Annotated in this window: 17 protein-coding genes; 9 read left to right on the forward strand and 8 right to left on the reverse strand. The window is 64.9% G+C overall.

Annotated features, from left to right (window positions below; genetic code table 11):
- The first annotated feature begins 143 nt into the window (after positions 1-143).
- Positions 144-1181, forward strand: coding sequence for a zinc-dependent alcohol dehydrogenase family protein (locus SMD10_RS04095; protein ID WP_331684375.1), 1038 nt, complete (start codon positions 144-146; stop codon positions 1179-1181).
- A 61-nt stretch (positions 1182-1242) separates the two neighbouring features.
- Here the strand turns inward: SMD10_RS04095 and SMD10_RS04100 are convergent, their stop codons facing one another.
- Both SMD10_RS04100 and SMD10_RS04105 read right to left on the reverse strand, forming a co-directional pair.
- Entirely contained in the window at positions 1243-3009 is a 1767-nt protein-coding gene (locus SMD10_RS04100) for a glycoside hydrolase family 15 protein (RefSeq protein WP_331684376.1), read from the reverse strand.
- Positions 3010-3336: 327 nt separating this feature from the next.
- Positions 3337-4896 carry a putative bifunctional diguanylate cyclase/phosphodiesterase gene (locus tag SMD10_RS04105; protein ID WP_331684377.1) on the reverse strand — a complete coding sequence of 520 codons (1560 nt, stop codon included), beginning with the start codon at positions 4894-4896 and terminating at the stop codon, positions 3337-3339.
- A gap of 188 nt (positions 4897-5084) precedes the next feature.
- Between SMD10_RS04105 and SMD10_RS04110 the strand changes: the two genes are divergently transcribed.
- The gene (locus tag SMD10_RS04110; protein WP_432757175.1) at positions 5085-5873 is read left to right on the forward strand and encodes an SDR family oxidoreductase; all 789 of its coding nucleotides are present in this window, start codon (positions 5085-5087) and stop codon (positions 5871-5873) included.
- 42 nt (positions 5874-5915) lie between these two features.
- Here SMD10_RS04110 and SMD10_RS04115 read toward each other — a convergent pair whose 3' ends face one another.
- A complete protein-coding gene (locus tag SMD10_RS04115) occupies positions 5916-7583 on the reverse strand; it encodes an FAD-dependent monooxygenase (protein ID WP_331684379.1) in 1668 nt (555 codons plus the stop codon).
- A gap of 193 nt (positions 7584-7776) precedes the next feature.
- On the opposite strand from SMD10_RS04115, the gene SMD10_RS04120 reads away from it, so the two are divergent.
- Entirely contained in the window at positions 7777-8595 is an 819-nt protein-coding gene (locus SMD10_RS04120) for an alpha/beta fold hydrolase (protein WP_331684380.1), read from the forward strand.
- A 93-nt stretch (positions 8596-8688) separates the two neighbouring features.
- On the opposite strand, the gene SMD10_RS04125 is transcribed toward SMD10_RS04120, so the two are convergent.
- The 3 genes from SMD10_RS04125 to SMD10_RS04135 form a co-directional block, all read right to left on the reverse strand.
- Positions 8689-9588, reverse strand: a complete 900-nt coding sequence (locus SMD10_RS04125) for a delta-class carbonic anhydrase (RefSeq protein WP_331684381.1) — start codon at positions 9586-9588, stop codon at positions 8689-8691.
- 288 nt (positions 9589-9876) lie between these two features.
- On the reverse strand, positions 9877-11061 hold the full coding sequence (locus tag SMD10_RS04130; RefSeq protein WP_331684382.1) for a pectinesterase family protein: 1185 nt from the start codon (positions 11059-11061) through the stop codon (positions 9877-9879).
- A 146-nt stretch (positions 11062-11207) separates the two neighbouring features.
- Positions 11208-12563 carry a pectate lyase family protein gene (locus SMD10_RS04135; RefSeq protein WP_331684383.1) on the reverse strand — a complete coding sequence of 452 codons (1356 nt, stop codon included), beginning with the start codon at positions 12561-12563 and terminating at the stop codon, positions 11208-11210.
- A gap of 260 nt (positions 12564-12823) precedes the next feature.
- Here SMD10_RS04135 and SMD10_RS04140 point away from each other — a divergent pair, with 260 nt between their 5' ends.
- The 3 genes from SMD10_RS04140 (at position 12824) to SMD10_RS04150 (ending at position 17526) form a co-directional block, all read left to right on the forward strand.
- On the forward strand, positions 12824-13042 hold the full coding sequence (locus SMD10_RS04140) for a hypothetical protein (protein WP_331684384.1): 219 nt from the start codon (positions 12824-12826) through the stop codon (positions 13040-13042).
- Positions 13043-13410: 368 nt separating this feature from the next.
- Positions 13411-15387, forward strand: coding sequence for a methyl-accepting chemotaxis protein (locus SMD10_RS04145; protein WP_331684385.1), 1977 nt, complete (start codon positions 13411-13413; stop codon positions 15385-15387).
- Between the two features lie 189 nt (positions 15388-15576).
- Positions 15577-17526, forward strand: a complete 1950-nt coding sequence (locus tag SMD10_RS04150; protein ID WP_331684386.1) for a methyl-accepting chemotaxis protein — start codon at positions 15577-15579, stop codon at positions 17524-17526.
- Positions 17527-17765: 239 nt separating this feature from the next.
- On the opposite strand, the gene adhE is transcribed toward SMD10_RS04150, so the two are convergent.
- Positions 17766-20453 (reverse strand): bifunctional acetaldehyde-CoA/alcohol dehydrogenase, encoded by a 2688-nt coding sequence (adhE, locus tag SMD10_RS04155; RefSeq protein WP_331684456.1) that lies wholly within the window; start codon positions 20451-20453, stop codon positions 17766-17768.
- 258 nt (positions 20454-20711) lie between these two features.
- Complete coding sequence (locus SMD10_RS04160; protein WP_331684387.1) at positions 20712-21695, reverse strand: threo-3-hydroxy-L-aspartate ammonia-lyase; 984 nt, start codon at positions 21693-21695, stop codon at positions 20712-20714.
- Positions 21696-22035: 340 nt separating this feature from the next.
- Here SMD10_RS04160 and SMD10_RS04165 point away from each other — a divergent pair, with 340 nt between their 5' ends.
- The 3 genes from SMD10_RS04165 to SMD10_RS04175 all read left to right on the forward strand — a co-directional run bounded on the left by SMD10_RS04165 (position 22036) and on the right by SMD10_RS04175 (position 24640).
- On the forward strand, positions 22036-22248 hold the full coding sequence (locus SMD10_RS04165; RefSeq protein WP_331684388.1) for a cold-shock protein: 213 nt from the start codon (positions 22036-22038) through the stop codon (positions 22246-22248).
- A 280-nt stretch (positions 22249-22528) separates the two neighbouring features.
- Complete coding sequence (locus SMD10_RS04170; RefSeq protein ID WP_331684389.1) at positions 22529-22765, forward strand: hypothetical protein; 237 nt, start codon at positions 22529-22531, stop codon at positions 22763-22765.
- A gap of 351 nt (positions 22766-23116) precedes the next feature.
- A complete protein-coding gene (locus SMD10_RS04175) occupies positions 23117-24640 on the forward strand; it encodes an ABC-F family ATP-binding cassette domain-containing protein (RefSeq protein WP_331684390.1) in 1524 nt (507 codons plus the stop codon).
- Positions 24641-24706: the final 66 nt, after the last annotated feature.

Consider the following 24706-nt stretch of genomic DNA (forward strand, 5'->3'; position numbering starts at 1 on the left):
GCCGGGCCTCAAATCCGGAGTGGACTGTCGCCCGATCGATGTCGCGCCCACCCATGCGCGCGAAGAGCCGGCAGAATTGCTGCAAGAGCCAGACAAGAGCCTGATCAGTCGGTGCCCGGTGCTCCAACCAAGGGAGGTGGCTCATGAAAGCGCTCGTTTATCAGGGACCCGGCCGCAAGTCGGTGGAGAACCGCCCGAAGCCCGAGGTCCAGGCCCCGACCGATGCCGTCGTCAGGCTCAGCAAGACGACCGTCTGCGGCACGGATCTCCACATCCTCAAAGGCGACGTGCCGACGTGTGATCCCGGCCGGATCCTAGGCCATGAAGGGGTCGGGGTGGTCGAGACCGTGGGCGCCGGCGTGACGATGTTCAAGCCGGGCGACAAGGTGCTGATCTCGTGCATCTCCTCGTGCGGCAAGTGCGAATATTGTCGGCGCGGCATGTATTCCCATTGCACGACCGGAGGCTGGATTCTCGGCAACACGATCGACGGCACCCAGGCCGAATATGTCCGCATTCCCCATGCGGACACGAGCCTCTATCCGATTCCCGAAGGGGCGGACGAGGAAGCGTTGGTCATGCTGAGCGATATCCTGCCGACGGGCTTCGAATGCGGCGTGCTGAACGGCAAGGTCGCACCCGGCTCGATCGTGGCGATCGTCGGGGCCGGACCGATCGGCCTGGCGGCGTTGCTGACGGCGCAGTTCTACTCGCCGGCCGAGATCATGATGATCGACCTCGACGACAACAGGCTGGAGGTCGCCCAACGCTTCGGCGCAACGCATACGATCAACAGCGGCCGCGGCAATCCGGTCGACCAGGTCAAAGCCCTGACCGAAGGGCGGGGCGTGGACACCGCGATCGAGGCGGTGGGAATTCCGGCGACCTTCGAACTTTGCGAGGAACTGGTCGCACCCGGCGGCGTGATCGCCAATATCGGCGTTCACGGCGTCAAGGCGGATCTCCACCTCGAGACCTTGTGGGCGCAGAACATCGCGATCACCACGCGGCTGGTCGACACGGTGACGACGCCGATGCTGCTGAAGACCGTTCAGGCGAAGCGGATCGATCCGACCCGGCTGATCACCCATCGCTTCAAGCTCGACGAGATCCTGGAGGCCTACGACACCTTCGGCAACGCCGCCAAAAACAGGGCGCTCAAGGTCATCATCGCCGCCTGAAACGCCAGGGGCGACAGGCGGAGCGCCGATGCGCTTCGCCTGTCTGAACCGGCCAGCCGGTTCATTTACCAGCGGCCTCGTCGAATTCGGCCAGCGCAAGCATGGCGTTGACCAGTGCCAGATGGCTGAGCGCCTGCGGAAAATTGCCGGTCAGGCGCCGGCTGACAACATCATACTCTTCCGACAGAAGGCCGAGATCGTTGGCCACGAAGACGGCCCGGTCGATGGTCCTCACCGCGTCGCTGCGGCGTTTCTGGAGCAATTGGCATTCGGCCAGCCAGAAGGAGCAGGCGAGAAACGCACCTTCCGGCACGAGGCTGTCCTGCAGATGGCGGCGCACCAGCCCGTCGATCATCAGGCGATCTTCGACCGCGGCGATCGTTCCGGCGATACGCTCGTCGTCGATCGGCAGAAAACCGACCCTTGGCAACAGCAGCAGCGCTGCGTCGATCTCCTGGCCGCCGAAATAGGACGTGAAGGAGCCGAGCCCGGGGTCATAGCCTTCCGAGCAGATCGTCTCGTGGAGAGTTTGGCGAAGATCTTCGAGGCGCTGGCGCTCGCGCTTGTCGACCGACTTGCCGAAAGTGCCGTCGAGGCAGCGGTTCAGCGCCGCCCAGGCCATCACCTTGGAATGGACATAGTGGCGCGGCTGGCCGCGCGACTCCCAGATGCCGTGATCCGGCCTGTCCCAGACCGTTTCAAGGTGCGCGATGATCGCGCGCTCCAGGAACGCCGTCTGCTCGGTGCGTTTCATGCCGGCATTTTCGGCAGCGTGCATGGTGTTGAGCAATTCGCCGAAGACATCGAGCTGGAACTGCGCCGCTGCCTGATTGCCGACGCGCACCGGCTGGGCGAAGCGGTAGCCGGTCAGCCAGGGAAGGGTGCCTTCGTCGAGCCGACGTGAGCCGTCGACGCGATAGAGAATCTGCATTTTTTCGGGCGCCCCGGCCACGGCGCGCAGGATCCAGTCGCGCCAGGCGGATGCTTCCTCGATGTAGCCCGACTTGACCAGCGCGAGCAGGGTGAAGGTGGCGTCGCGCAGCCAGCAGTAGCGGTAGTCCCAGTTCATCGGTCCGCCCGGCTGTTCGGGTAGTGACGTGGTGGGAGCGGCCACCAAGCCGCCGGTCGGCCGATGGATCAGCGCTTTCAGCGTCAGCAAGGAACGGCGTACGGCGGCGGGATGCTCGGTGGGCTTGTCGAAGCGGCCAATCCAGTCGCGCCAGTAGCGTCGGGTGGCGCGGAGCGCCTTGTCGGCATCGAGAGGTTCGGGAACGGGGTCCTGTGCCGGCACGTGGGTCAGCGAGAAGACGTAGCGGTCACCTTCCTTGACGGTGAAGCGGGCCGCCGCCGTCGCATCGGCGATGTCGAGCTTGCAGTCGCCGCGCAGGATCACCTTGTCGGGGCCGACATCGAGCGCGGCGCCATGGTCGAACTGCGATACCCATGGCGGCATGTTGCCGTAATCGAACCTGAGCGCCGCGACGGATCGCGTCGCCACCCGACCTTCGAGACCGGTGACGATCCGCATCAAGACCGGATTGGTATCGCGGATCGGCATGAAGTCGGTGATCCGGATGGTCCCGTCGTCGCAGGTCAGATCGGTTTCGAGGATAAAGGTGCCTTCTTCGTAGCGATGTACGGCCTTTCGGATCGGGCGTTCGGGCGCGATGGACCAATGGCCGTTTTCCGATGTGCCGAGGAGCTCCGTACAGCAAGCCTGGGAATCGAAACGCGGCAGGCACAGCCAAACGACCGATGCCTGGCGCGAAATGAGGGCGACGGTCTCGCCGTCGCCGATCATCGCCAGGTCTTCGAGCGGGATCGTCATGGACGAGTTTCTCGCCTCGGGCGGTCGGGGGAAACGGTTGGCCGCGGAAAGGCCTTCATCTGTCCTCCGTCAATCGGTCGGCGGTTGAGCCGGGGCGTGGTGCGCCCGGCAGCCGAACGAAACCTAGAGCGGAACGACGGTTTGGCCGCTCATGCGGCCGACGAATTGCGTTCCCGCGACCGGCATCGACGATCGTGTCGGCGAAATTTCGCGGCAAGCGATGTCGGGCGATGTCCGGACCCGGCGCCCTCGGACGGTCCGTTTCAGGGCGTGCCATCGATGGCGGTTCGGATCGGGCGGGCGAAGGCGCTCAACAGGCTGCGGCAATCAACTGACAGCGGCAGCGACCGACTGCGATCGATGACGTCCGACGAATTCGGCCACTTCGCCAGCGGGCATTGCCTTGGCAAACAGGTAACCCTGGCCGATATCGCAGCCCAGCGCCTTGAGCTGTTCGAGCTGCTCCTTCTGCTCAATGCCTTCGGCGGTGGTGGAAATGCCCAGACGTTGGCTCAGACCGACGATCGCCTTGACGATGTTGACCCGCTTTTCCTCGCCGCGGTTCAGCGCATCGATGAAGCTGCGATCGATCTTGATCTCGTCGAAAGCCAGGTTGGCGAGCTGCGACAGGCTGGAGTAGCCGGTGCCGAAATCGTCGAGGGCGATGTGGACGCCGGCCGTCTTGAGCCCGTTGATGATCTCGGTCGCCGCTTCGAGCTCGCGCACGATCGCGCTCTCGGTCACCTCGATCTCCAGGCGATGCGGCGGGAAGCCGGTCTCGCCGAGGATCTGGACGATGCGCAGGCCGAGCAGACGGTCAGTCAACTGTGCCGGCGAAATGTTGAAGGCGAGGCGGACGTGCTTGGGCCACGACAAGGCGTCGAGGCAGGCGCGACGCAGCAGGCGGGCCGAAAGGTCGGTGATGAGGCCGGCCTCTTCCGCCACCTCGATGAAGATGGACGGCGGGACGGATATGCCCTTGGCGTTGGTCCACCGGGCCAGCGCCTCGAAGCCGTGGACCTCGCCATCGGCGAGCCTGATCAGCGGCTGATAGTGCGGCTCGATGAGATCGGCTCGGATCGCCTCCCGCAGTTCGGCTTCCAGCTTGATGCGCTCGCTCAGCGTCTCATGCATGGACGGCTCATAGACGCAGGTGCCGTTGCGGCTGCGGCGCTTGGCGGCATACATGGCGAGGTCGGCATATTCGATGCCGCGGGACAGCTGGGTGGCATGATCGGGGCAATAGGCGACGCCGACCGATGCGCCGACCTCGACCCGCAGTCCGTCAATCGTCGCCGGGCGGCTCAGGACCCGAACGATCCGCTGGGCCATCTCGATCGCTTCTTCACCGGCATCGACGGCGGACAGCACGCAGAATTCGTCGCCGCCCATCCGCAGCACGGTATCGTCGGGAAAGAGCTGGCGCAGCCGCTCCGCCATCTCGATCAGCAGTTCGTCGCCGCCATGATGGCCGACCAGATCGTTGACCTTCTTGAAACCATCGAGGTCGATGCCGAACAGCGTCTGGACGCCGTAGGGAATTTCATCGTCGGTGGAGAGCTTGGCTTCCACGTAATGCCGGTCGGGCAGCCGCGTCAGCGGGTCGTGATAGGCGAACCAGAGCGCTTCATCCTCGGCCTCGGTGCGCCGCTGCATCTCGGCTCGCAGGTCGACGACGCGGCGCCAGGCGTAGAGGAAGCCGCCGATGCCGGCTACCAGGAAGGCCGTGACGATCTCGTCCAGTTCCCAAGTCTCGTGCTCGACCATCAACGTGTGAAAGGAGTCGTAAAGATCGACATAGAGAAAAAGCGCATAGAGGCCAAGCGCGATCACCACGGCCAAGACGGCATCGCGGCGGGCTCGACTGTGCAGAAATCCTGCTTTCACGACTACGGCTCCAAATCCTGAGGCGGACAAGAACAAATCACAATTTCCTAAAAGATTTCCGTACTGGAAGCCGCACGAGGGAATGCGCGGCAGCGTGCCATTCTGTTATGCGTCCGATCCTATGCTATGAAAGCCCTGACGTGGGCGGCCGGCCGCCGGCCCCCGCAGGGCGGACGGCGGGGGGTTGGGTGGGTCGGGGGCGGGTCGGGCAGCGGGCGGTCGTCATGGCGTCGTCCCGCGGTCTCGGCCTCGGTGTGGCGCAAGCGATCGCCGCCGAGGGCGCCCGTGTGCTGATCTGTGGGCGCAGCGCCGATGCGTTGGCGGCCAATACCGAAGCGATCAACGCGGCCGGACGCGGCCGGGCCGAATGGGTCGAGGCCGACCTTTCCGACGAGGGGTTCGCGAGCCGCCTTCTGGCCAGTGCCGAAGCCAAGCTCGGCGGGATCGACATCCTCGTCAACAACACGGGTGGACCGCCTCCGGGAACCGCCGCCGAGATGTCGCCCGAACTCCTGCACCAACAGTTCCAGGTGATGGTCGCACGCATCATCGAGACGACGACACGAGCCGTGCCGGCGATGCGGGCGTCCGGCTGGGGCCGGGTGCTGACCATCGCCTCGTCGGGCGTGGTCCAGCCGATCCCCAACCTGGCTCTCTCCAACACCCTGCGCTCGGCGCTGGTGGGTTTTTCGAAGACGCTGGCGAGAGAGGTCGCCGAGGACGGTGTGACCGTCAACGTGCTGTTGCCCGGGCGGATATCGACGGATCGCCTGCAGCAGCTCGATTCGGCCAATGCCGAACGCTCCGGACAGACGATCGAGGCGGTGCGCGAGGCCAACCGGAAGATGATCCCGGCCGGCCGCTACGGCGCGGTGGAGGAGTTTGGCGCGGTCGCCGCGTTCCTGGTCAGCGCGCCGGCGAGCTACGTCACAGGTTCGCTCGTGCGTTGCGACGGGGGCGCCATCGTCGGGGTCTGACCGGTTTGCCGAAAGCTCAGAGGCATCGTCTGGCGGCGACCTTCAAACCGGCGGCGCCCCGCCGCCGAGCCGGGCAAGAAACCGCCGGCAGCCCTCAATGTCGAGGCTCTCGGCCCGCCAGGCGATGTAGCCGTCGGGACGCACCAGGACCAATGCCTGCGCGTCGTCTCCCTTGAGCCCGTAGCGGTCGAACACGCTGGCGTTCTCCACGTGTTCCACGCCGGCTCGCTGGCCATGGGCGAGACGCGCAATGAGGTGGGATTCGGCTCCGGCCTGCGACAGGGCTGCAAGCTGGCTGGAAAGGGCGGCCGCCTCGTCCTCGACGAGCGGCTTGTGCGACAAAGCGAGCGCATGGAAGCGGTAGCCGACGGTCAAGTCGAACACGTCGCGATGGCGCGACAGCCGGGCATTTGGCGCCCGCTCTCCGGGGCGAGGAGACGGCCCGGTCCGGTCCTCGACCGCTCCGCCGCCGACGAAGCGGCCCGGCGCGTAGAGGATGTCGATCTGCGCGAATTTGCGGAACGCCTTGTCCTGAATGAAGTCGAGATTGGAACCCGGGCCGACGATGACGGGGGCCAGCAGGTCACGCATCCTGGCGCGCCAGCCTGTCTGGCCGGCGGCGGCCTCAAAGAGGCGGTCGGTGAAACGCAGGACCTCGCGCGCGACCGGAAGACGTTCGCTCTCATAGGTGTCGAGCAACGCGTCATCGGCGCCGCCGCGTAGAAGCGCGGCAAGTTTCCAGGCCAGGTTGGCGGCGTCCTGCAGTCCGGTGTTCATGCCCTGGCCGCCGGCGGGTGAGTGGATATGCGCTGCGTCGCCCGCGACGAACACCCGGCCGACGCGGTAACGGTCCACCACGCGGTGATGCGTGCGGAAATGGGTGAGCCATGTCGGATCGCGGAGCCTCACGGGCAGGCCGGCCGCCTTTTGGAAGCTGGCTTCCAGGTCTTCGAGCGCAAGCTCGGCCTGTTCGTCCGCGTCGGATGAGGTCTGGCCGCTCATGTCCGTGGTCATCACGCGCGACAGGTTCGAGCCGTGGAGGGGAAAGAATAGGCCGATCCGCTCGCCATGCATGAAGACGCGGAATCGCGCATGATCCAGCTCCCAATCGACCGCGACGTCGCCGAGCAGGAAACTCTGCGGATATTTCGCGCCCTCGAAGCGCAGATTCAGGCCGTTGCGCACGATACTGTGGGCGCCGTCAGCGCCAATGACATAGCCTGCAGCGATCTCGAATGACGCATCGTCACCGCGTTTGGCGGTGACGCGCACGCCGGCTTCATCCTGTTCGAAGCCGGTTACGTCGACGCCGCGTTCGACCTCGATGCCGTCCTCCCTCAGGGCATCGAGCAGAACCGCTTCGGTTCGCGACTGCGGGATCATGAGGATGAATTGAAACGGCGTATCGTCCGAGGAGGCCCGGTCGAAGTCCAGGCCGCCGACATGGTCACCGGAAATGAAGAATTGAATCTGGCTGTTGACGACGCCGTGCTCGAACAGGCGGTCGGCCAAGCCGAGACTCGCGAACAGTTCGAGCGAGCGCGCCGACACGGCGAAGGCCCTGGACTCCTGCGAAGGCTGTCGGCGCTGGTCGACGATGCGGACGTCGACGCCGCTTCGCCGCAAGAGATTGGCAGCCATCAGTCCTGTCGGTCCGGCACCGACGACGAGCACCTCGCAGTCGAGACTTTGGGTTTCGCTGTCGGTCATCTCCGATCTCCCGCCAAGACGCGGCCGCCCAGCCGCCATAAGGTCGGAACGTTCCCGGCCGGCGAGGGGTTGCGGCCATCCGTGGTGGGGCGACGCGCCGCCAGCGATCGTCGATGATGGTGTACGGACCCGGCAATCTCTTCGGAACGTGCTTTGTCGCTCAGGGTTTACGGGCAAACACAGGAGACCGATCATGCCGGTTGTCAAAACCCAAGACGATATTGCGCTGCACGTGAAGGATATGGGCTCGGGACGCCCCGTCGTGCTGATCCATGGCTGGCCCCTCACCGGAGACATGTTCGAGTACCAGACCCTCGCGCTGCTCGAGGCGGGCTATCGCGTCATCACCTACGACCGGCGCGGCTTCGGCCAGTCCGGCCATCCTGCGAACGGCTATGACTACGACACCTTCGCCAGCGATCTGGCCGCCGTTCTGGAAGCCGGCGACCTTCGCGACGTCGCGCTGGTCGGATTTTCGATGGGTGGCGGCGAGGTGGCGCGCTATCTCTCCCGTCATGGGACGCAGCGCGTCGCCAAGGTGGCGCTGATCAGCTCCGTCGTGCCTTATATGCTCAAGGGCGAGGATAATCCCGGCGGGGTCGAAGAGAGTGTCTTCGAGGACATCAAGCAGCAGATCCGTAAGGATCGGTTCGACTTCCTGACGACGTTCGCGCAACAGTTCTACGGTGTGGGCTACGTCTCCAGTCCGGTGAGCAAATCGTTGCTCGACTGGAGTTTCATGCTCGCCATCATGGCGAGCCCGCTCGCCACGATCCGCTGCGTCGACGCTTTCGGCAAGACCGATTTCCGGCCCGATCTGAAGGCCTTCACGGTTCCGACGCTGATCGTCCACGGCACCGACGACAAGACGGTGCCGATCGACGTCGCCGGACGGGCGGCCGCCAAGGGCATTCCGCATGCCACGCTGATCGAATACGAGGGCGAGCCGCACGGGCTTTTCGCCACCGCGCCGGACCGGCTGAACGAAGACCTGATCGGCTTCATCGCCTGACACCGGTCGATCGAGCAGCGCGGCCGCCACCGGGTCATCCGGCGGCGGCCGTGTCTTCTTGTGCGGAAGGCAGCCTCGGGCTGCGCCGCGCTCCTATTGGATCGTCGACAGAAGCTGCGGCGCCGTCACCAGTTGGCGTACGCCGTGGGAGTGGTCCTCCTTGAAGACGTTGCCGTCGGTGCCCCACTTGTAAAGCGAGTTGATGTCGAGCTTGGCGCATTGCGGACGCACGCTCCAGGTGACCTGGAGAGGCGAGCATTGCGCCTGGGTGTAGTCCGGGCCCGTGGTGGAGCCGGCGAAGACGACCGGCTTGCCGGTGCCGGTCGGCAAGGCTTGGGGCTGATGCAGCCCATGGACCACCGTCCCGCGATAGGCGAAATCGGCGAAATCGAGCGCTTTGGGATCGTTGACGACCAAAAACACCTGCGATTCCACTCTGAGCGTCGGGTTGGTGCAGGTCTCGCTGAGGCAGGCGCTCAGGCCTTCGCCCGGCCGGATATCGCACGAACTGTAGACCCAGTGAACTTCGATGGTGTCGCCCGGCTTGACGCCGTGAAAGCCGCCATGGCCATGTGCCGGATCTTCCAGCTCCTCGGCGGTGAGGGCGGAGGTTTCGTTGCACTTGAAGCCGCCGTGGTCGTCCGACCCGGCGAAGATCGAGAAACCCGGCCCTTTGTGCTCGGCGTTCGTATGGGTGTGGATGTTGCAGAGGTTGAGATGGCTCGCCGGCGGCGCGAGCGGAAACTCGCGCGGATTTTTGCCCGCCTTCATCGCGATGTCGCGAGGCGTCTGCGGACCATAGCCGGTGCAGATTCCGCCGGCACCTTCCTCAGCGGCGAAGGATGTGACCGCCGCCGCCGTGCTGGAAGGGGCCGGATCGGACGAGGTCGAGTCCATGGTGCAGGCGGTCAAAAGCGCCGTCGACGCCAGGATCGCGGACAGGCCGAACCGAGTTGACGGAATGGCTGCGCCGAGCCGAAGAATCCTCCGCATGTCGTCTCCGAGTTCGAAAAACCGAAGCAGTTGCGACGAAGCTTGATTGTTGCGAATCAAGTTCACCCAACCGTGATGTCGAAGGTCTATGAAATAAATTTTAGTAATACAAGTTCTAATGGAATTAATATTAGTTTGTACTGTAGATGTTATTTAAAGTTTAGCATGTATTGCCGGGCTGACGTGGGGCGGACATCGTCGGCCTGCGAGCTGGCGGGCCGACGATAAGGCAAATTTCGAAACGAGGCGTCGCGCTGCTGCCGCGTTGCCGCCAGCGACCCATCGAGATCAGGGCTGCCAGTCGCGGAACAATTTTTCGGTTGTGATGCCGGTCGCCTCTTCCTGGCTCAGCTGCCGCCGCGACGGATTGACGGCGGCTCCCGGCCCGGTGCTGCCATATTCGAAAAAGCGCGCGCCCTCCGGCGGAAACCAGTCCTTGGTGCCGGGTTCGCGCCCGGTCCCGTTCATCCCGTCCCATCCCGTTTCGGGAATATGATCGTCCATCCACATGTTCAGGAAGACCGCGCTGCCGATCGCATCGGGATCGGCATAGCGACCGTCGTCGAACGTGGTGGTCGGATGCCAGGGCCGACCGAGGGGGCTGGAGCCGGCGGGCACGCCAGGCTCTTTCAGCAGCCGTCCGTCGCGGAAGACGAGACCGTAGGGCGTCTCGATATCGGTGCTCGGCGCGGCAACGTATCCGATCGGCATGGCGTCCGGGTTGGCGCGCGTGCGCGTGAGGATGTCGCAACGATCGAACAGGGCGACGCCGGCGCCGAAGATGAAGTCGATATGCCCGGCGATCACGCAGTCGGCGAAGTAGGACCGGCCGGCATTGACGAACAGGGTGTCCTGGAAACCCATCAGCCGCACATTGCGGATGACGGCCCTGTCGGACCCGTCCGCCGTCATCAGGGCCACCGCCTGCGGGTTCTTCTCGCGGCTGGGATCGTCCTTGGCTTTGACGTCGTTGGCGTTGAAGTCGTAGCCGTTCTCGATGGTCAGAGACTCGGCATGGAAGTCGGGTGCCTGAACCATCACGGTGGCGCATCCGCTGGTTTTCCAGGTCGAGCCGTCGCCCTTTTCCAGGCCCGAATAGGCGTCGTAGGTGATGACGGTGCCGTCGCGGCTTTGGCCCACCAACACGATGCCGGGCTTGTCGATCGCTAATTTTTCGTAATAGCGGCCGTCGTGGATGGCGACGACGAAGGGTTTGCCCGCTTTGTCCGGTGCCAGATCGAGGGCGGCCTGGATGGTGCGGACCATGGGAACGCCATCTGTCTGGCTTCCGGTCTCCGGCGCTTTCGCGTCGACCACGACATCCGGCTGCCGACCAGCCGAACCGGGCTTGGAACGTTCCGCTCCCTCGCCGAATGCCGACGTCGTTGTCATTCCCATCATGGATACCACCGCACAAAGTTCGACAAAGGTCCGCCGGGAGAGGGGCGCCACAGCCATGTCATTCTCCTCCATCTTTTCGAGCCGGCCACAACCTCTCCGACCGACCTGCTGATGCTCCTGGCCAACGGCGAGGGGCACAGACGAGCCGCAGTTCGTCGTCCTCCCACCGATGCACGAGTGGCCGCGACCATCTGGAGACCGCGGCCGATCGTCTTCGCCTACTCTTCGAGGTGCCCGGCGCCGGCGCCCGCCCGTACGGCATCGGCAACGGATGCCGCCGGCTCGGCGGCGTAGTCGTAAGGCGGCGTCCAGCCGACATCCGGGGCGATCTGGGTGTCGGGATTGGCTTCGTTGAAGGCCGCCAGCAGATCCACCGGCTCGCCGCCGAACGTCGAGCCCTGGTCTTGGAACATCGTACCCTTGTATGCCCGCAACACATCGGACGGCTCGGCGAGCGAGCCAAGATCGAAGACGTTGGCCTCCGACAGGATGGCTGATTCCTTGCCGAGACCGAAGCTGTAGTCGTAGCCGTAGGGGCTGGCCTCGTCCGCCGTGAAGAGGTTGTTGAAGACATGCACCTGGCCGTAGCGCACGCGTGGGCTGCGCTGCGTGGAATTCTCGAACCAGCTGTGGTGGATGGTCACCTTGAGGTGATCCCGGTCGGTTTCGCGGCTGTCGGAATTGCCGATCAGGAAGGTCTTGTCGTGATCCTGGATATGGTTCCAGCCGAGCGTCACGTAATCGGAGGCGCGAACCACATCGATGGCCCCGTCATGATGCTGGACATGGCGGCCGAAGATCTCCGGTTCGTCGGCGTCGGGACGATCGCCGTCGGTCAAGGTGCAATGGTCGACCCAGACGTGATCGGCCTCGCTGATGACGACCATGTCGTATTCGGAGTTCCAGTTGCCCTGACTGCCGTCCGTGCCATCCCAGGCCGGGAAGAAGTCGTAGCTGTCCTCGAAGCGGATGTTGCGGACGATGACGTTGGAAACGCGTCGGATATTGAGTGTTCCGTGGCGAATGACCGCGTCGTCGCCCAATCCGACGATGGTTTTGTTGGAGCCGACATTGATCACGATCTGGGCGGCCTGCGCCTTCTGTGACCGGTCGCGCGCCTCCTCGAGCGGACCCTCCGGCTCCTTGTCCATGCCGTAAGTCGCCGGATCGAACGCCTTGAGATAAGCGTCGTGGTCATAGTCCGGGTCGGCGAAATCGGACGCATCCATCAGGTTGCCGGCCTCGTCTTCGAGAAGATCGATGGTGCCGGAAACGAAGATGATGGCGGGCGTCTCGTTCTCGGCGTTGGTGGCGTTGTCGCCGCCGAGCGCCGCGATGAGCTCGGCGCGCGAGGTGACGATGCTGACGGCATCCGTCGCCGCTTCCGCGCCGCCTGTCGTCGTCTGCCCGCCCTGCGTGGCCCAGCCGGTGTCGGGCGTCTGCCGGGCCAGTTGAAGCATCGCATCGTCGAGCTGCGGTCCGTTCGACTGCGCGAAGGCCGGAGCGCCAAGCAGCGCGGCCAGCGCAACGCCGGTCAATCCCCGCCGAACCGTGTGTGTGTGCATCGCTGTCATGAGAGCCCGCCTCCTTTCCGGGCGGCTGCGGCAACATTGTACGGCAGCCAAAATAATACTAGTATACTAAAGGCATCGAGGCAATTGCGCCGTGTGCCCTTTTGAACCGGCACGTGCGTCGATCGCACCCCCAGGCTGGATCGGCTTCTGCGAAGCGTCTTGTCGGAACGGCGCAGTTTGCCGCATTGTCTGCCCATCGGGCGTTGCCGGGAGCATCGCTCGGCAGCCCCCGTCAGGGGGCAGGAAGGGAGGAGGAGACTATGCATTGCATCATCTGCGGTGCGCCGGCAGAAGAAATCCCCACTGCGTCGGCCGACGTCATCTCGGTCCATTGTTCGACTTGCGGTGACTACGACGTCTCGAAGGCTTCGCAGTCGGTGCTTGGCGATTGGGAGCTTTACGAACGGCGGCAGGCGCTGCGCTATGCGCAGACCAACGCTCAACCGGGCCGCCGGCCGCACCTTCATGGGCTGGGATAAGGGGATATCGACGAGCGGGCGAAGCCGGATATGGCGTGGCCCGGAATGCGGTGCCGGACCGGGCGATCGCCGGCATCGCCTGCATGGTCGATCCGGAGGCTCGATGGCAATCCGGCCAAGGGTCGCGCCTAGATGCGACAGCATGCCGCGCCGGCCGGCGCGGCCTTGCGCGATCCTTTCCCGAATCCCTGATTATCGGCGATTGCAGGGGCATAAACCTGTCGTTGCGCGGCCGGCGGTGGCCCCAAAGAGCCGCATCTCGATCATCTGCCTAAGCAAAATAGATTGGAACGCTAGGGAAATAGTAAGTCTCGAAGTCTAGTGCGCTCCCTGAACTGTTGGGACCAGGTGCCTTTCGGAGGTGGAGCGTGAAATTCGGCATTTCTCAAAAGCTGGCGTTGCTCATCGGCTTCGCAGCGCTGATCTGCATCGCCATTTCCAGTCTGCAGCTTTACGGCTTGAAGCAAAGTATCCTCGATCAGCGCAAGGAGCTGATCAGGTCTCAGGTGGAGTCGGGCGTGGCGATCGCCAACGACTTCCTGGAGCAGGCGCGCGATGGCAGCATCACCGATGACGAGGCCCGCCGCCGCGCCCTGCGCGCGCTGAGCGCGGTCCGCTACGGCAACAACGACTACATCTTCGTTCATTCCTATCAGGGCGTCATGCTGGCCAATGCCAACGCGGCGCTGATCGGCAAGAATTTCTGGGACGCCAAGGACCCGAACGGCCTGCTCCTGTTCCAGGCGCTCATCAAGGCGGCGCAGCAAGGCGGCGGCTATACACCGTTCCTCTGGGCGCGGGTGCCGGACGAGGCGCCCGTGCCGAAGCTCGGCTATTCGGCCGCCGTGCCGGAATGGCAGTGGGAGGTGGGCACCGGCGTCTACCTGGACGATCTCGACGAGTTGTTCTGGAACAAAGTCTACGAGGCCAGCGGAGGACTGCTGGCGCTGCTGGTGGTGCTGTGCGGCTGCGGCTTCATCGTGGCCCGCAGCGTGACGCGGCCCCTGGACCAGATCACCGGCGTGATGGGGCACCTCGCGGCCGGCGACAAATCCGTCGAGGTACCGCACAAGGGGCGAAGGGACGAGGTCGGCGCCATTGCCGGAGCCGTCGAATCCTTCAAACAGGCGGCCATCGAGCAGGATCGGCTTGAAGCCGAAGCAAGGGACCTGCGGCAGCATGAGGAGGCCCTTCGCGCCGAGCAGGCCGCAGCGGAGCACGAAAAGGCGGAAGAACTGCGCGCTTTCGTCGCCGACATCGAGCAGGGCTTCGAAGGGCTGGCGGCGGGCGATCTGACCGTGCGTATGACGCGTCCCGTGGCGGCGGAATACGAGGAGATCCGCGGCCGCTTCAACGGCTCGGTCGAGAAGCTGGAGACGGCGCTCGGCGCGGTAGTGGGGGGCATCACCTCGATCCGCTCCGGCCTCGACGAGATCAACACGGCAACCGGCGATCTTGCGCAGCGCACCGAGCAGCAGGCGGCAAGCCTGGAGGAGACGGCGGCTGCACTCAGCCAGGTGACGCGCGGCATCAACGAGACGGCCGCCAACGCCGGTCAGGCCCAGACAGCGGCCGAGGCGGCGCGGCGTGGCGCCGAGAAAGGCGGGGCCGTCGTCGGCCGCGCCGTCGAGGCCATGGCCGAAATCGAAAAGTCGTCGGAGGAGATCGGCAAGATCATCGGGGTGATCGACGAGATCGCCTTCCAGACCAACCTCCTGGCGCTGAACGCCGGCGTCGAGGCGGCGCGAGCCGGCGAGGCCGGCAAGGGATTCGCGGTGGTCGCCCAGGAGGTTCGCGCGCTGGCGCAACGCTCGGCCGAGGCCGCCAAAGAGATCAAGGATCTGATCTCGATGTCTTCCGAACAGGTCGGACGCGGCGTCGAACTGGTGACGGCCTCCGGCAAGTCGCTCGAGGAGATCGTGGCGGAGGTCGCCGCCATGTCGACGGTGGTCGGCCAGATCGCCGCGAGCGCCCGCGAGCAGGCGGGCAATCTGAAGGAGGTTTCGGCCGCCGCGGACCAGATGGACAAGGTCACGCAGCAGAACGCGGCGATGGTGGAGGAAACCACGGCGGCGGCCCAGTCCTTGGCGAACGAGACCGACAATCTCGCTCGCTTGATCGCCCAGTTCCGGACGTCCGCGATCTCGGGGCATGCGGCGCAAGAAGCTCGGACCGCGCGCCGCGGGGCGTCGCCTCGTGCGCCGTCCAACCGCATGTTGCCCGCGGCCAATGCGTCGGCCAAGCCCATGGCACCGTCGGCACCGCGTCCCAAAATTCAAATGAAGGCCGCCGCCGTCCATGCCCCGGCACCGGCTGCCGACGAGGACGATTGGAAGGAATTCTAGGGATCAGCGGTAGAGCGCTATCGAGAATCGGTCGGCAGGCGATGTCGGCCGTTTTCGCGGAAGCAATAAAGCAAGTCATTCTGAATATTTTTCGGCTGAAATTATCGGTTTGATTATGTAATAGGCAATAATTGATTAGAATTATTTGATTACAACCTCAGGCAGTGTTCGGTTCCGTAGGAGGCTGCCTTGAGCTTCAAGAATTTGCGTGCTTCGAAAAAGCTGATGATCGCCTTCATGTCGGTGATCATCGTCGCCGCGATCGCCGACCTCGTCGTCTATCTCGGCATCGATCGTATCGAACGGACGGCGGGCAGCAACCGCCAAAGCTTCGAACTCGACATCGTCCTCGAGGAAATGCTCGAAGAACTCGTCGAGCAGCAAAGCGCGGCGCGCGCCTTCATGCTGACGGCGGAAGAGCAGTTCCGGCAGGACTATGAACACGCCAAAAGCGAATTCAGCGAATATGCGGCAAAGTTCAAGTCCGGGACCGATATACCGGAAGGTGTGACGATCGTCGAACGGCTGGAGGAAGCGGTCGCCGCCTGGCAAAAGAAGGGACCGGAGCATGAGATGGCGATGGTCAGCAAACCGCTGATCGACGATCATGACCTGCTCGCTCTCGTCAGCGACCTCAACCTCGACCAGGAGAAGGCGATCCTGGCCGAGCTGATGGACAAGGAAGAGGCGATGATCGACCTTCGCGTCGAGCGCGAGCACGCCGTTGCCTTCTCCGCCAAGCTTACGCTGATCGTCAGCTGTATCATCGCCACCCTGATCTCCACCGCCATGGGATGGATGCTGTCGCGTTTTCTGGCGCGGCCGATCGCCAATATGACCGCGGTCATGATGCGGCTCGCCCATGGCGACAAGACGATCGCGGTTCCCTATGAGGATCACACCGACGAGGTCGGCGAAATGGCGGAGGCGCTGGCCACGTTCAAACGCGCCGCGATCGAGCAGGAGCGGCTCGAGGGCGAGGCCCGGCGTTTGCGCGAGGTGCAGGAGGAAGAGCAAGCGCGCCAGGCCGAGGCCGATCGTGCCAAGGCGGCAGAGCTGCAAGCCTTCGTATCGGATATCGGGCAGGGCTTCGAGCGGCTGTCCGACGGCGATTTGACCGTCCGCCTGGAGCGTCCGGTGGCCAGTCAGTTCGAGGTCATTCGGAACCAGTTCAACGGTTCGGTGGACCGGCTGGCCGGAACGCTCGGCACCGTCGTCAGTTCGATCGGGTCGATCCGCAACGGCTTGGGCGAGATCAACTCGGCCACCAACGACCTCGCCCAGCGCACCGAGCAGCAGGCCGCCGGCCTGGAGCAGACCACCGCGGCGCTCGCCGATGTCAGTCGCGCCATCAACGAGACGGCATCGAACGCGAGCCAGGCTCAGGCTTCGGCAGAGACCGCGCAGAAGAACGCCGAGAAGGGCGGCGAGATCGTCCATCAGGCGGTCGCGGCCATGGCCGCGATCGAACAGAGCTCGGAGGAGATCGGCAAGATCATCGGCGTGATCGACGAGATCGCCTTCCAGACCAACCTTTTGGCGCTGAATGCCGGCGTCGAGGCCGCGCGGGCCGGCGAGGCCGGCAAGGGCTTCGCGGTGGTCGCCCAGGAAGTGCGGGCGCTGGCCCAGCGCTCGGCCGAAGCCGCCAAGGAGATCAAGGATCTGATCGCAGCGTCGAGCGAGCATGTCGAGCAGGGCGTCGGTCTCGTCACGGCTTCGGGCAAGAGCCTGGAGGAGATCGTGGCGCAGGTGGTGGGGATGTCGGGCGTCGTCGCGCAGATCGCCAAGAGCGCGCATGACCAGGCGGTCAGCCTGAAGGAGGTTTCGGCCGCCGCCGACCAGATGGACAAGGTCACGCAGCAGAACGCGGCGATGGTCGAGGAGACGACGGCGGCGGCGCAGTCGCTGGCGCGCGAAACCGATCAGCTCGCCCAACTGATCTCGCAGTTCAAAACGGCGGCCGTGTCCGGTCATCAGGCCCAGGCGGCCCGTACGGTGCGGCGCCAGACGGCTGCTCCCGCGGTTCCGGTCAAGCCAGCGGTCGCCAGGCCGGTGGCACGGATGAAGACGATGGGAACCGGCGGCGCGGCTCTCAAGCCGGCGGCCGCGCCGGCCGAGGATGGCTGGGAAGAGTTCTGAGCCTGACGCCTCCATAGGCTCGGAACAAGACGGCGGGCGCCTTCAGCCAGCGTCCATCGGGCTCAAGTCTCCTCGCGCCGACCCCGCCGGGCCCGGATGGCTCCGGCGGGGTCGATATGCGTCCGGGAGGACGAGAGATACGGAGCGCCAAGTGACGCGATTGGACCGTCACCGGGCTCCGGCTGTTGGTTTGCCGCATGGTCCCGGATCGGATCCATGCGGCGTCGTGCGGTCGCCGTTCAGGCACGAGCCTTCTTGAGCGGTACCACCTCGTGCTCGGCGGCCGGCTGCACCTCCGGCTCGCGGCCTTCGACATAGGGACGGCCATAGAAGCTGTCCAACAGCACCTGGCGGATCTCGCCGATCAGCGGATAGCGCGGATTGGCGCCGGTGCACTGATCGTCGAAGGCGTTCTCGGCGATCTGATCGACCTTGGCGAGGAAATCGGCCTCGGCCACGCCCGCAGCCTGGATCGACGGCGGGATGTCGAGCGCCGCCTTCAACTCGTCCACCCAGGCGACCAGCTTCTCCACCGACTGCTGATCGGTCCGCCCGCCGAAGCCCAGGTGCCGGGCGATCTCGGCATAGCGGCACAGCGCCTTCGGCCGGTCGTACTGGCTGAACGTCGCCTGCTTGGTCGGATTGTCGACCGCGTTGTAGCGGACGACGTTGGACAGGAGCAGCGCGTTGGCGAGGCCGTGCGGCAGGTGGAACTCGGCACCGATCTTGTGCGCCATCGAGTGGCAGACGCCGAGGAAGGCGTTGGCGAAGGCGATGCCGGCAAGCGTCGCCGCATTGTGCACCTGCTCGCGTGCCTTGGGGTCCTGCGCGCCCTTGGCATAGGCCGACGGCAGATACTCCTTGAGCAGCTTGAGCGCCTGCAATGCCTGGCCGTCGGAATACTCGTTCGCCATGATCGAGACGTAGCATTCCAGCGCATGGGTCACCGCGTCGATGCCGCCATGGGCGGTCAGCGACTTCGGCATGTGCATGACGAGATCGGGATCGATAATCGCCATGTGCGGGGTCAGCTCGTAGTCGGCGATCGGGTACTTGATGCCGGTCTTCTCGTCGGTGACGACGGCAAACGGCGTGACCTCCGAGCCGGTGCCCGAGGTGGTGGGCACGGCGACGAACATCGCCTTGGCGCCGAGCTTGGGGAAGCGGTAGATGCGCTTGCGGATATCCATGAAACGCAGCGCCAGGTCGGCGAACTCCACGTCCGGGTGCTCGTACATCACCCACATGATCTTGGCTGCGTCCATCGGCGAGCCGCCGCCCTGGGCGAGGATGACGTCGGGCTCGAAGGCATTGCACATCGCCAGGCCCTTGCGCACCACGGCGAGTGTCGGATCGGCGGAGACCTCGAAGAAGACCTCGACCTCGAGCCCCTGCTCCTTGAGGATGCGCACCGACTCGTTCACATGGCCGTTCTCGAACAGGAAGCGGTCGGTGACGATCAGGCAGCGCCGCTTGCCCTTCAGCTCCTCGAGTGCGAAGGGCAGCGAGCCGCGGCGGAAATAGATTTCCTTGGGCAGCTTGTGCCAGAGCATGTTCTCGGCGCGCTTGGCGACCATCTTCTTGTTGATCAGATGCTGCGGCCCGACGTTCTCCGAGATCGAGTTGCCGCCCCACGAGCCGCAGCCCAGCGTCAGCGAGGGGGCCAGGCGGAAATTGTAGAGATCGCCGATGCCGCCTTGCGAGGCGGGACTGTTGATTAGCACGCGGGCCGTCTTCATCGCCTCGCCGAACAGCTTGACGCGCTGCGGCTGGAGATCCTGGTCGGTATAGAGCACCGAGGTGTGGCCGATGCCGCCGAGCGCCACCAGATCCGCCGCCTTGTCGCAGGCGTCGCGGAAGTCCTTGGCGTGATACATGCCGAGCGTCGGCGACAGCTTTTCGTGGGCGAAGACCTCCGCCTCGCCGGTGTCCTCGACCTCGGCGATCAGCACCTTGGTGTTCGCCGGAACGGAGATGCCGGCTGCCTTGGCGATGGTCGGCGCCGACTGGCCGACGATCTTGGCGTTGAGCGCGCCGTTCGGCATGATGACGTCGCGCACCGCGCCGGCCTCGTTGTCCGACAGGATGTAGCCGCCATGGTTGCGGAACCGCTCGCGCACCGTGTCATAGACCGAATCGACGACGATCACCGACTGCTCGGAGGCGCAGATGACGCCGTTGTCGAAGGTCTTCGACATCAGGATCGAGGCGACGGCGCGCTTGATGTCGGCGTGCTCGTCGATCACCGCGGGCGTGTTGCCGGCGCCGACGCCGATCGCGGGCTTGCCGGAGGAATAGGCCGCCTTCACCATGCCGGGGCCGCCGGTCGCCAGGATCAGGTTGATGTCCTTGTGGTGCATCAGGGCGTTGGAGAGCTCCACCGACGGCTCGTCGATCCAGCCGATGATGCCTTCGGGCGCGCCCGCCTTGACCGCCGCCTTCAGGACGAGGCGCGCGGCCTCGCAGGTCGACTTCTTGGCGCGCGGGTGGGGCGAGAAGATGATGCCGTTGCGGGTCTTCAGCGCGATCAGCGCCTTGAAGATCGCCGTCGAGGTCGGGTTGGTGGTCGGCACGATGGCGCAGATGAGACCGACCGGCTCGGCCAGCGTCATGGTGCCGTATTCCGGCTCCTCTTCGAGGATGCCGCAGGTCTTCTCGTCCTTGTACTTGTTGTAGATGTACTCGGAGGCGAAATGGTTCTTGGTGACCTTGTCCTCCATGACGCCCATGCCGGTTTCCTCCGTCGCCATGCGGGCGAGGGGAATGCGGGCGTTGGCGACGGCCAGCGCCGCTTCGCGGAAGATCAGATCCACCTTGTCCTGCGGGAAATCGGCGAAGATCTGCTGCGCGGCTTTCACCCGCGAGACGAGTTGGTCCAGTTCGGCAGTATTGGTGACGGGCATATGTCCCTCCTTGGAAGGGTTGATGGATGGTGGTCGGCAAGGGCTCGTGCCACAGCCGCTAAAGCTCCAGCCCGCTCGGCCGGAGTGCGATGATCAGACGGCGCGTCCAGGACAAGACACGCTTCGCCGGCCATCACGAAAACGCTGGCACCAAGACAGGCACCGAAGCCTGTCGACGCATCACTTAAATCCATTTAAATGCCGGAAATCCAGGCGTCAACGTCGAAACGGGACGGTGCGTCACACCGCCGCCGTCGCCGCGTCGATCCAGCCTATAGCCGGCTATTCCGAAAGGAATTTGGCAAGGCTCGCCGTATCGACGTTGCCGCCGGAGAGAATCGCGCCGACACGCTGGCCTCGGCAGGACACGACACCCGACAGGACCGCCGCCGCGGCGAGGCAGCCCGTGGGCTCGACCACGATCTTCATCCGTTCCGCGAAAAACCGCATCGTCTCGACAAGCGCCGAATCGGGGACGGTCACGACGTCGGTGACCAGACGGCGGATCAGCGGGAAGGTGAAAGCGCCCAGATGTGTGGTGAGCGCTCCGTCGGCAATCGAACGCGGCACGGGAATATCGACGATCTCGCCCTTCTGGAAGGATTGACGGCCATCGTCGCCGGCTTCCGGCTCGACGCCGACGACGCGGCATCCGGGCGACAGTTCGGCGGCGGCCAGCGCGCTGCCCGCCAACAGACCGCCACCGCCGAGCGGGACAACCAGAACGTCGAGCGGTCCGGCTTCTTCGATCAGCTCCGCCGCGGCCGTCCCCTGGCCGGCGATCACATGAGGATGATCGTAGGGCGGGATCAGCGTCAGGCCGCGGTCCTCGGCCAGCGCGCGACCCAGCGCCTCGCGGTCTTCCTTGTAGCGGTCGAACGTCACTACCTCGGCCCCGTAACCGCGAGTAGCCGCGATCTTCATGGCCGGTGCGTCGAGCGGCATCAGAATGGTTGCCGACGCGCCTTGCAGCCTGGCGGCCAGCGCGATCGCCTGGGCATGGTTGCCGGACGAATAGGCGACGACACCACGGCTGCGCTCTTCCGCCGACAGGGCGGCGATGGCGTTGGTGGCACCGCGGAACTTGAAGGCGCCGGCGCGCTGCATGGTCTCCGCCTTGAAGAACAGCGTGGCCGCCGCGCGCTCGTCGGCGGTCCGCGACCTCAAGACCGGTGTCCTATGGGCGATCCCTTCGATGCGCTTTCGCGCGGCCGCGACATCGGCATAGCTCGGCAATGTGTCGGGCGAGGCGGGGGACAATGTCATGAGGAAAGAATCCGGCGCAGGAGAGGACATTTAGCCATTAAGCGCGCCGGTGTGGTGGTTCAAGGGCGATGCTTCGTTCCGACGGCTTCGGCCGTCGAGACAGGCAAAACATCTGTCCCGCGACCGGCAACGCCGCGATCCGCAGAAATGCAAACCGCGGGCTGTCTTGCTTTTCTCGCCGAATAAAACTATACATAGCAAGTCGATGGATGGCCAGATGTTGGGCCTTGGCGCCGGTAGGCGCTCTGTTCAAGAAATCTTTCCTGAAAAGTCGATCTGTATGGGCCCTAAAGTCTAGGGTCTGTTGAAACGCACCTTGTTATCCGAGAAAGGGTTTCCCATGACGACGGGAACCGTAAAATGGTTTAATTCGCAAAAGGGCTACGGCTTTATTGCACCCGATGATGGCGGCGCCGACGCCTTCGTCCACATCAGCGCTCTGGAGCGCGCTGGCATCAGCGATCTGCGCGACGGCCAGAAGGTCTCCTACGAACTCGTTGCCGACCGGCGTACCGGCAAGGCTTCGGCCCAGAACATCACGCTGGCGTCCTGAGTTTCGCTTGCAGCCGCTGAGGCTGCAACTGCTCCGCACCGGGGCCGGATCGACGACGAATTGTCCCGACGATCCGCGCTTCGGTGCGATGCACTGGCGCCATTCGGCGCCTCGCCCCGCAGTCCGGGCACCTCTCCATTGTGGAGACGCGGGTCTATGATGAGTGTGCTCGAGTGCCGCTCGAATTTGCGGCCCGCGATGAGCGGGAGGCCCCCGCCGCCGAGTTTTCCACGCCTCCGCGTGACTCGATCAAGATCTCGGCCGACTGAAAGCTAATCTCATGACCATTTCCACCCGCGCCGCACAGCAAGCCGCAAATGTCTTCCGGCCGGAATCCGATCGCCACGAGAAGGGCTCCGCCATGGGGCTGATCGCGGCCGATTCCGCCGCGACCCACGAAAAGACCGAGCGCCTTCGCGCCTTGCGGCTCGCCAAGGAGGCCCAGGCGCCGAGTGAGGAGCCTGTCAAGACCAAGGCGCGTTCGCCGCGCGGCGCGAAAGCGCGGCGCAACGGCTAAAGCCTTCGCCCGCGGGCAAAACCGTCAATTCGCTCAGACCCGTCGGCTGGCTCGGCTTTCAGTCTCCAGTCTCTCTGATCCTCGTGCGACCCGGCACGCCGAAGTATCTCGGTAGCTTGATTGCTTCGATGCTTTCGGTTAATCCCTGTTCGTCTTCAATTCGGACAGAGGAGGGCCGTGTGACGTATTTCCAGCATCACCGTCAGCGCGGCCCTGTCTTCGCCCTGCAAATGCGTTTGCAGGGCTGATCAAGATGACGGACTAACGGTCCTTCTTCCCGATCGGCTCACCCCGAAGCATGTGTTCGGCGTCAGGACCGCGCGTCCGGCCGGCACCGCGGAAGACGGTTCCATGTCTTTGATCAGCCTCGATAAGCTCGGCATCACGCTGGGCACCCCGCTTTTTTCCGATCTCAATCTTGCCATCCAGAAGGGAGACCGCCTCGGCGTGGTCGCCGCCAATGGCCGCGGCAAGACCACCCTGTTGCGCTGCCTTGCCGGCCAGATCGCGCCAAGCGACGGCGTGCTGCGCGCGGCACGCAACACGCGCGTCGCTCTGATGGAGCAGGAGCCTGATACCCGCCTTCTGGGCCTGACGCTGCAACAGGCGGTGCTTGAAGGACTGCCGCCCGAGACGCGCGAATGGGAGGCCTGGCGCGCCGACGCCCTGCTCGACGAGTTGGCGGTTCCACAGGATCTTCGGGACCGCCCGCTTGCCGCTCTCAGCGGTGGCTGGCAGCGCACGGCGCTGCTGGCTACTGCCGCACTGAGGGAGCCCGATGTGCTCTTGATGGACGAGCCGACCAACCATCTCGATTTGGCCCGCATCGGTCAGGTCCAGCGCTGGATCGGCGGATTGCCGAAGGAGATGGCGGTGGTGGTGGCCAGCCACGATCGGGCTTTCCTCGATGCGGTGAGCACCCGGACGCTGTTCTTGCGAACCGAGCGCTCGGTCGATTTCGCGCTGCCTTATTCGCCGGCCCGCGCCAGCCTCGACGAGTGGGACGCCGCTACGGCGCGGCGCCATGCGACGGATATCCAGAGGGCGGCCCAGCTCCGCCGGCAGGCGGCGAAGCTCCACAATATCGGCGTCAACTCGGGTTCGGGCCTGTTGACGGTGAAGACCCGGCAGCTGAAGGATCGGGCCGAACGGATCGAGTCTGCGGCGCGGCCCGCCTATCGCGAGGCCACGGCCGGCCGCATCCGGCTTGCCGATAGCGGCAGCGAGGCGAAGGTGGTGTTGACGCTGGACGATGCGCGCGTGGCGACGCCGGACGGCCGGGCGCTGTTTGCAACCGGCCAACGATGGATCCAGCCGGGCGACCGTATCGTGTTGCTCGGTGCGAACGGCAGCGGAAAGTCGCTCTTTCTCGATCAAGTCGCGCGATCCGTGCGCGGAGAAGCCTGCGAGGGTCTGCGCTGCGGGCCGTCGGTGGTGCCCGGCATCTGCGATCAGTCGCTCAGCCATCTGCGGCCGGAACAGACGCTCGCCCGAGCGATCGGCGATCGCTTCGCACTCGGCGACCAGCGGATACGAACGCTGCTCGCCGGCGCCGGCTTTCCCGTCGAGCGCCAGGGACAGACGATCGCGGGGCTATCGGGCGGCCAACGGGCGCGGCTCGCCATGCTGATCCTTCGACTGGAGGCTCCGAACTTTTACGTGCTCGACGAACCGACCAACCATCTCGACATCGAGGGACAGGAAGACCTGGAGGCCGAGCTGTTGCGCGGCGAGGCGGCCTGCCTCGTCGTCTCGCATGACCGCCGCTTCGTCGAGACCATCGGCAACCGGTTCTGGCAGATCGAGCGGAGGCGACTGACCGAGGTCGATTCGCCCGCCGCGTTCTTCGCAGCCGCCATGGGTGGCGAGACCTGAGATTGCCGGCTTGTTGGATAGATTGGAGGCCGCCAAGGCCGAGTGCCGTGAGCAGACGATCGGCGC

This window comes from Consotaella aegiceratis (assembly GCF_036541425.1).
GTDB classification, from domain to species: domain Bacteria; phylum Pseudomonadota; class Alphaproteobacteria; order Rhizobiales; family Rhizobiaceae; genus Consotaella; species Consotaella aegiceratis.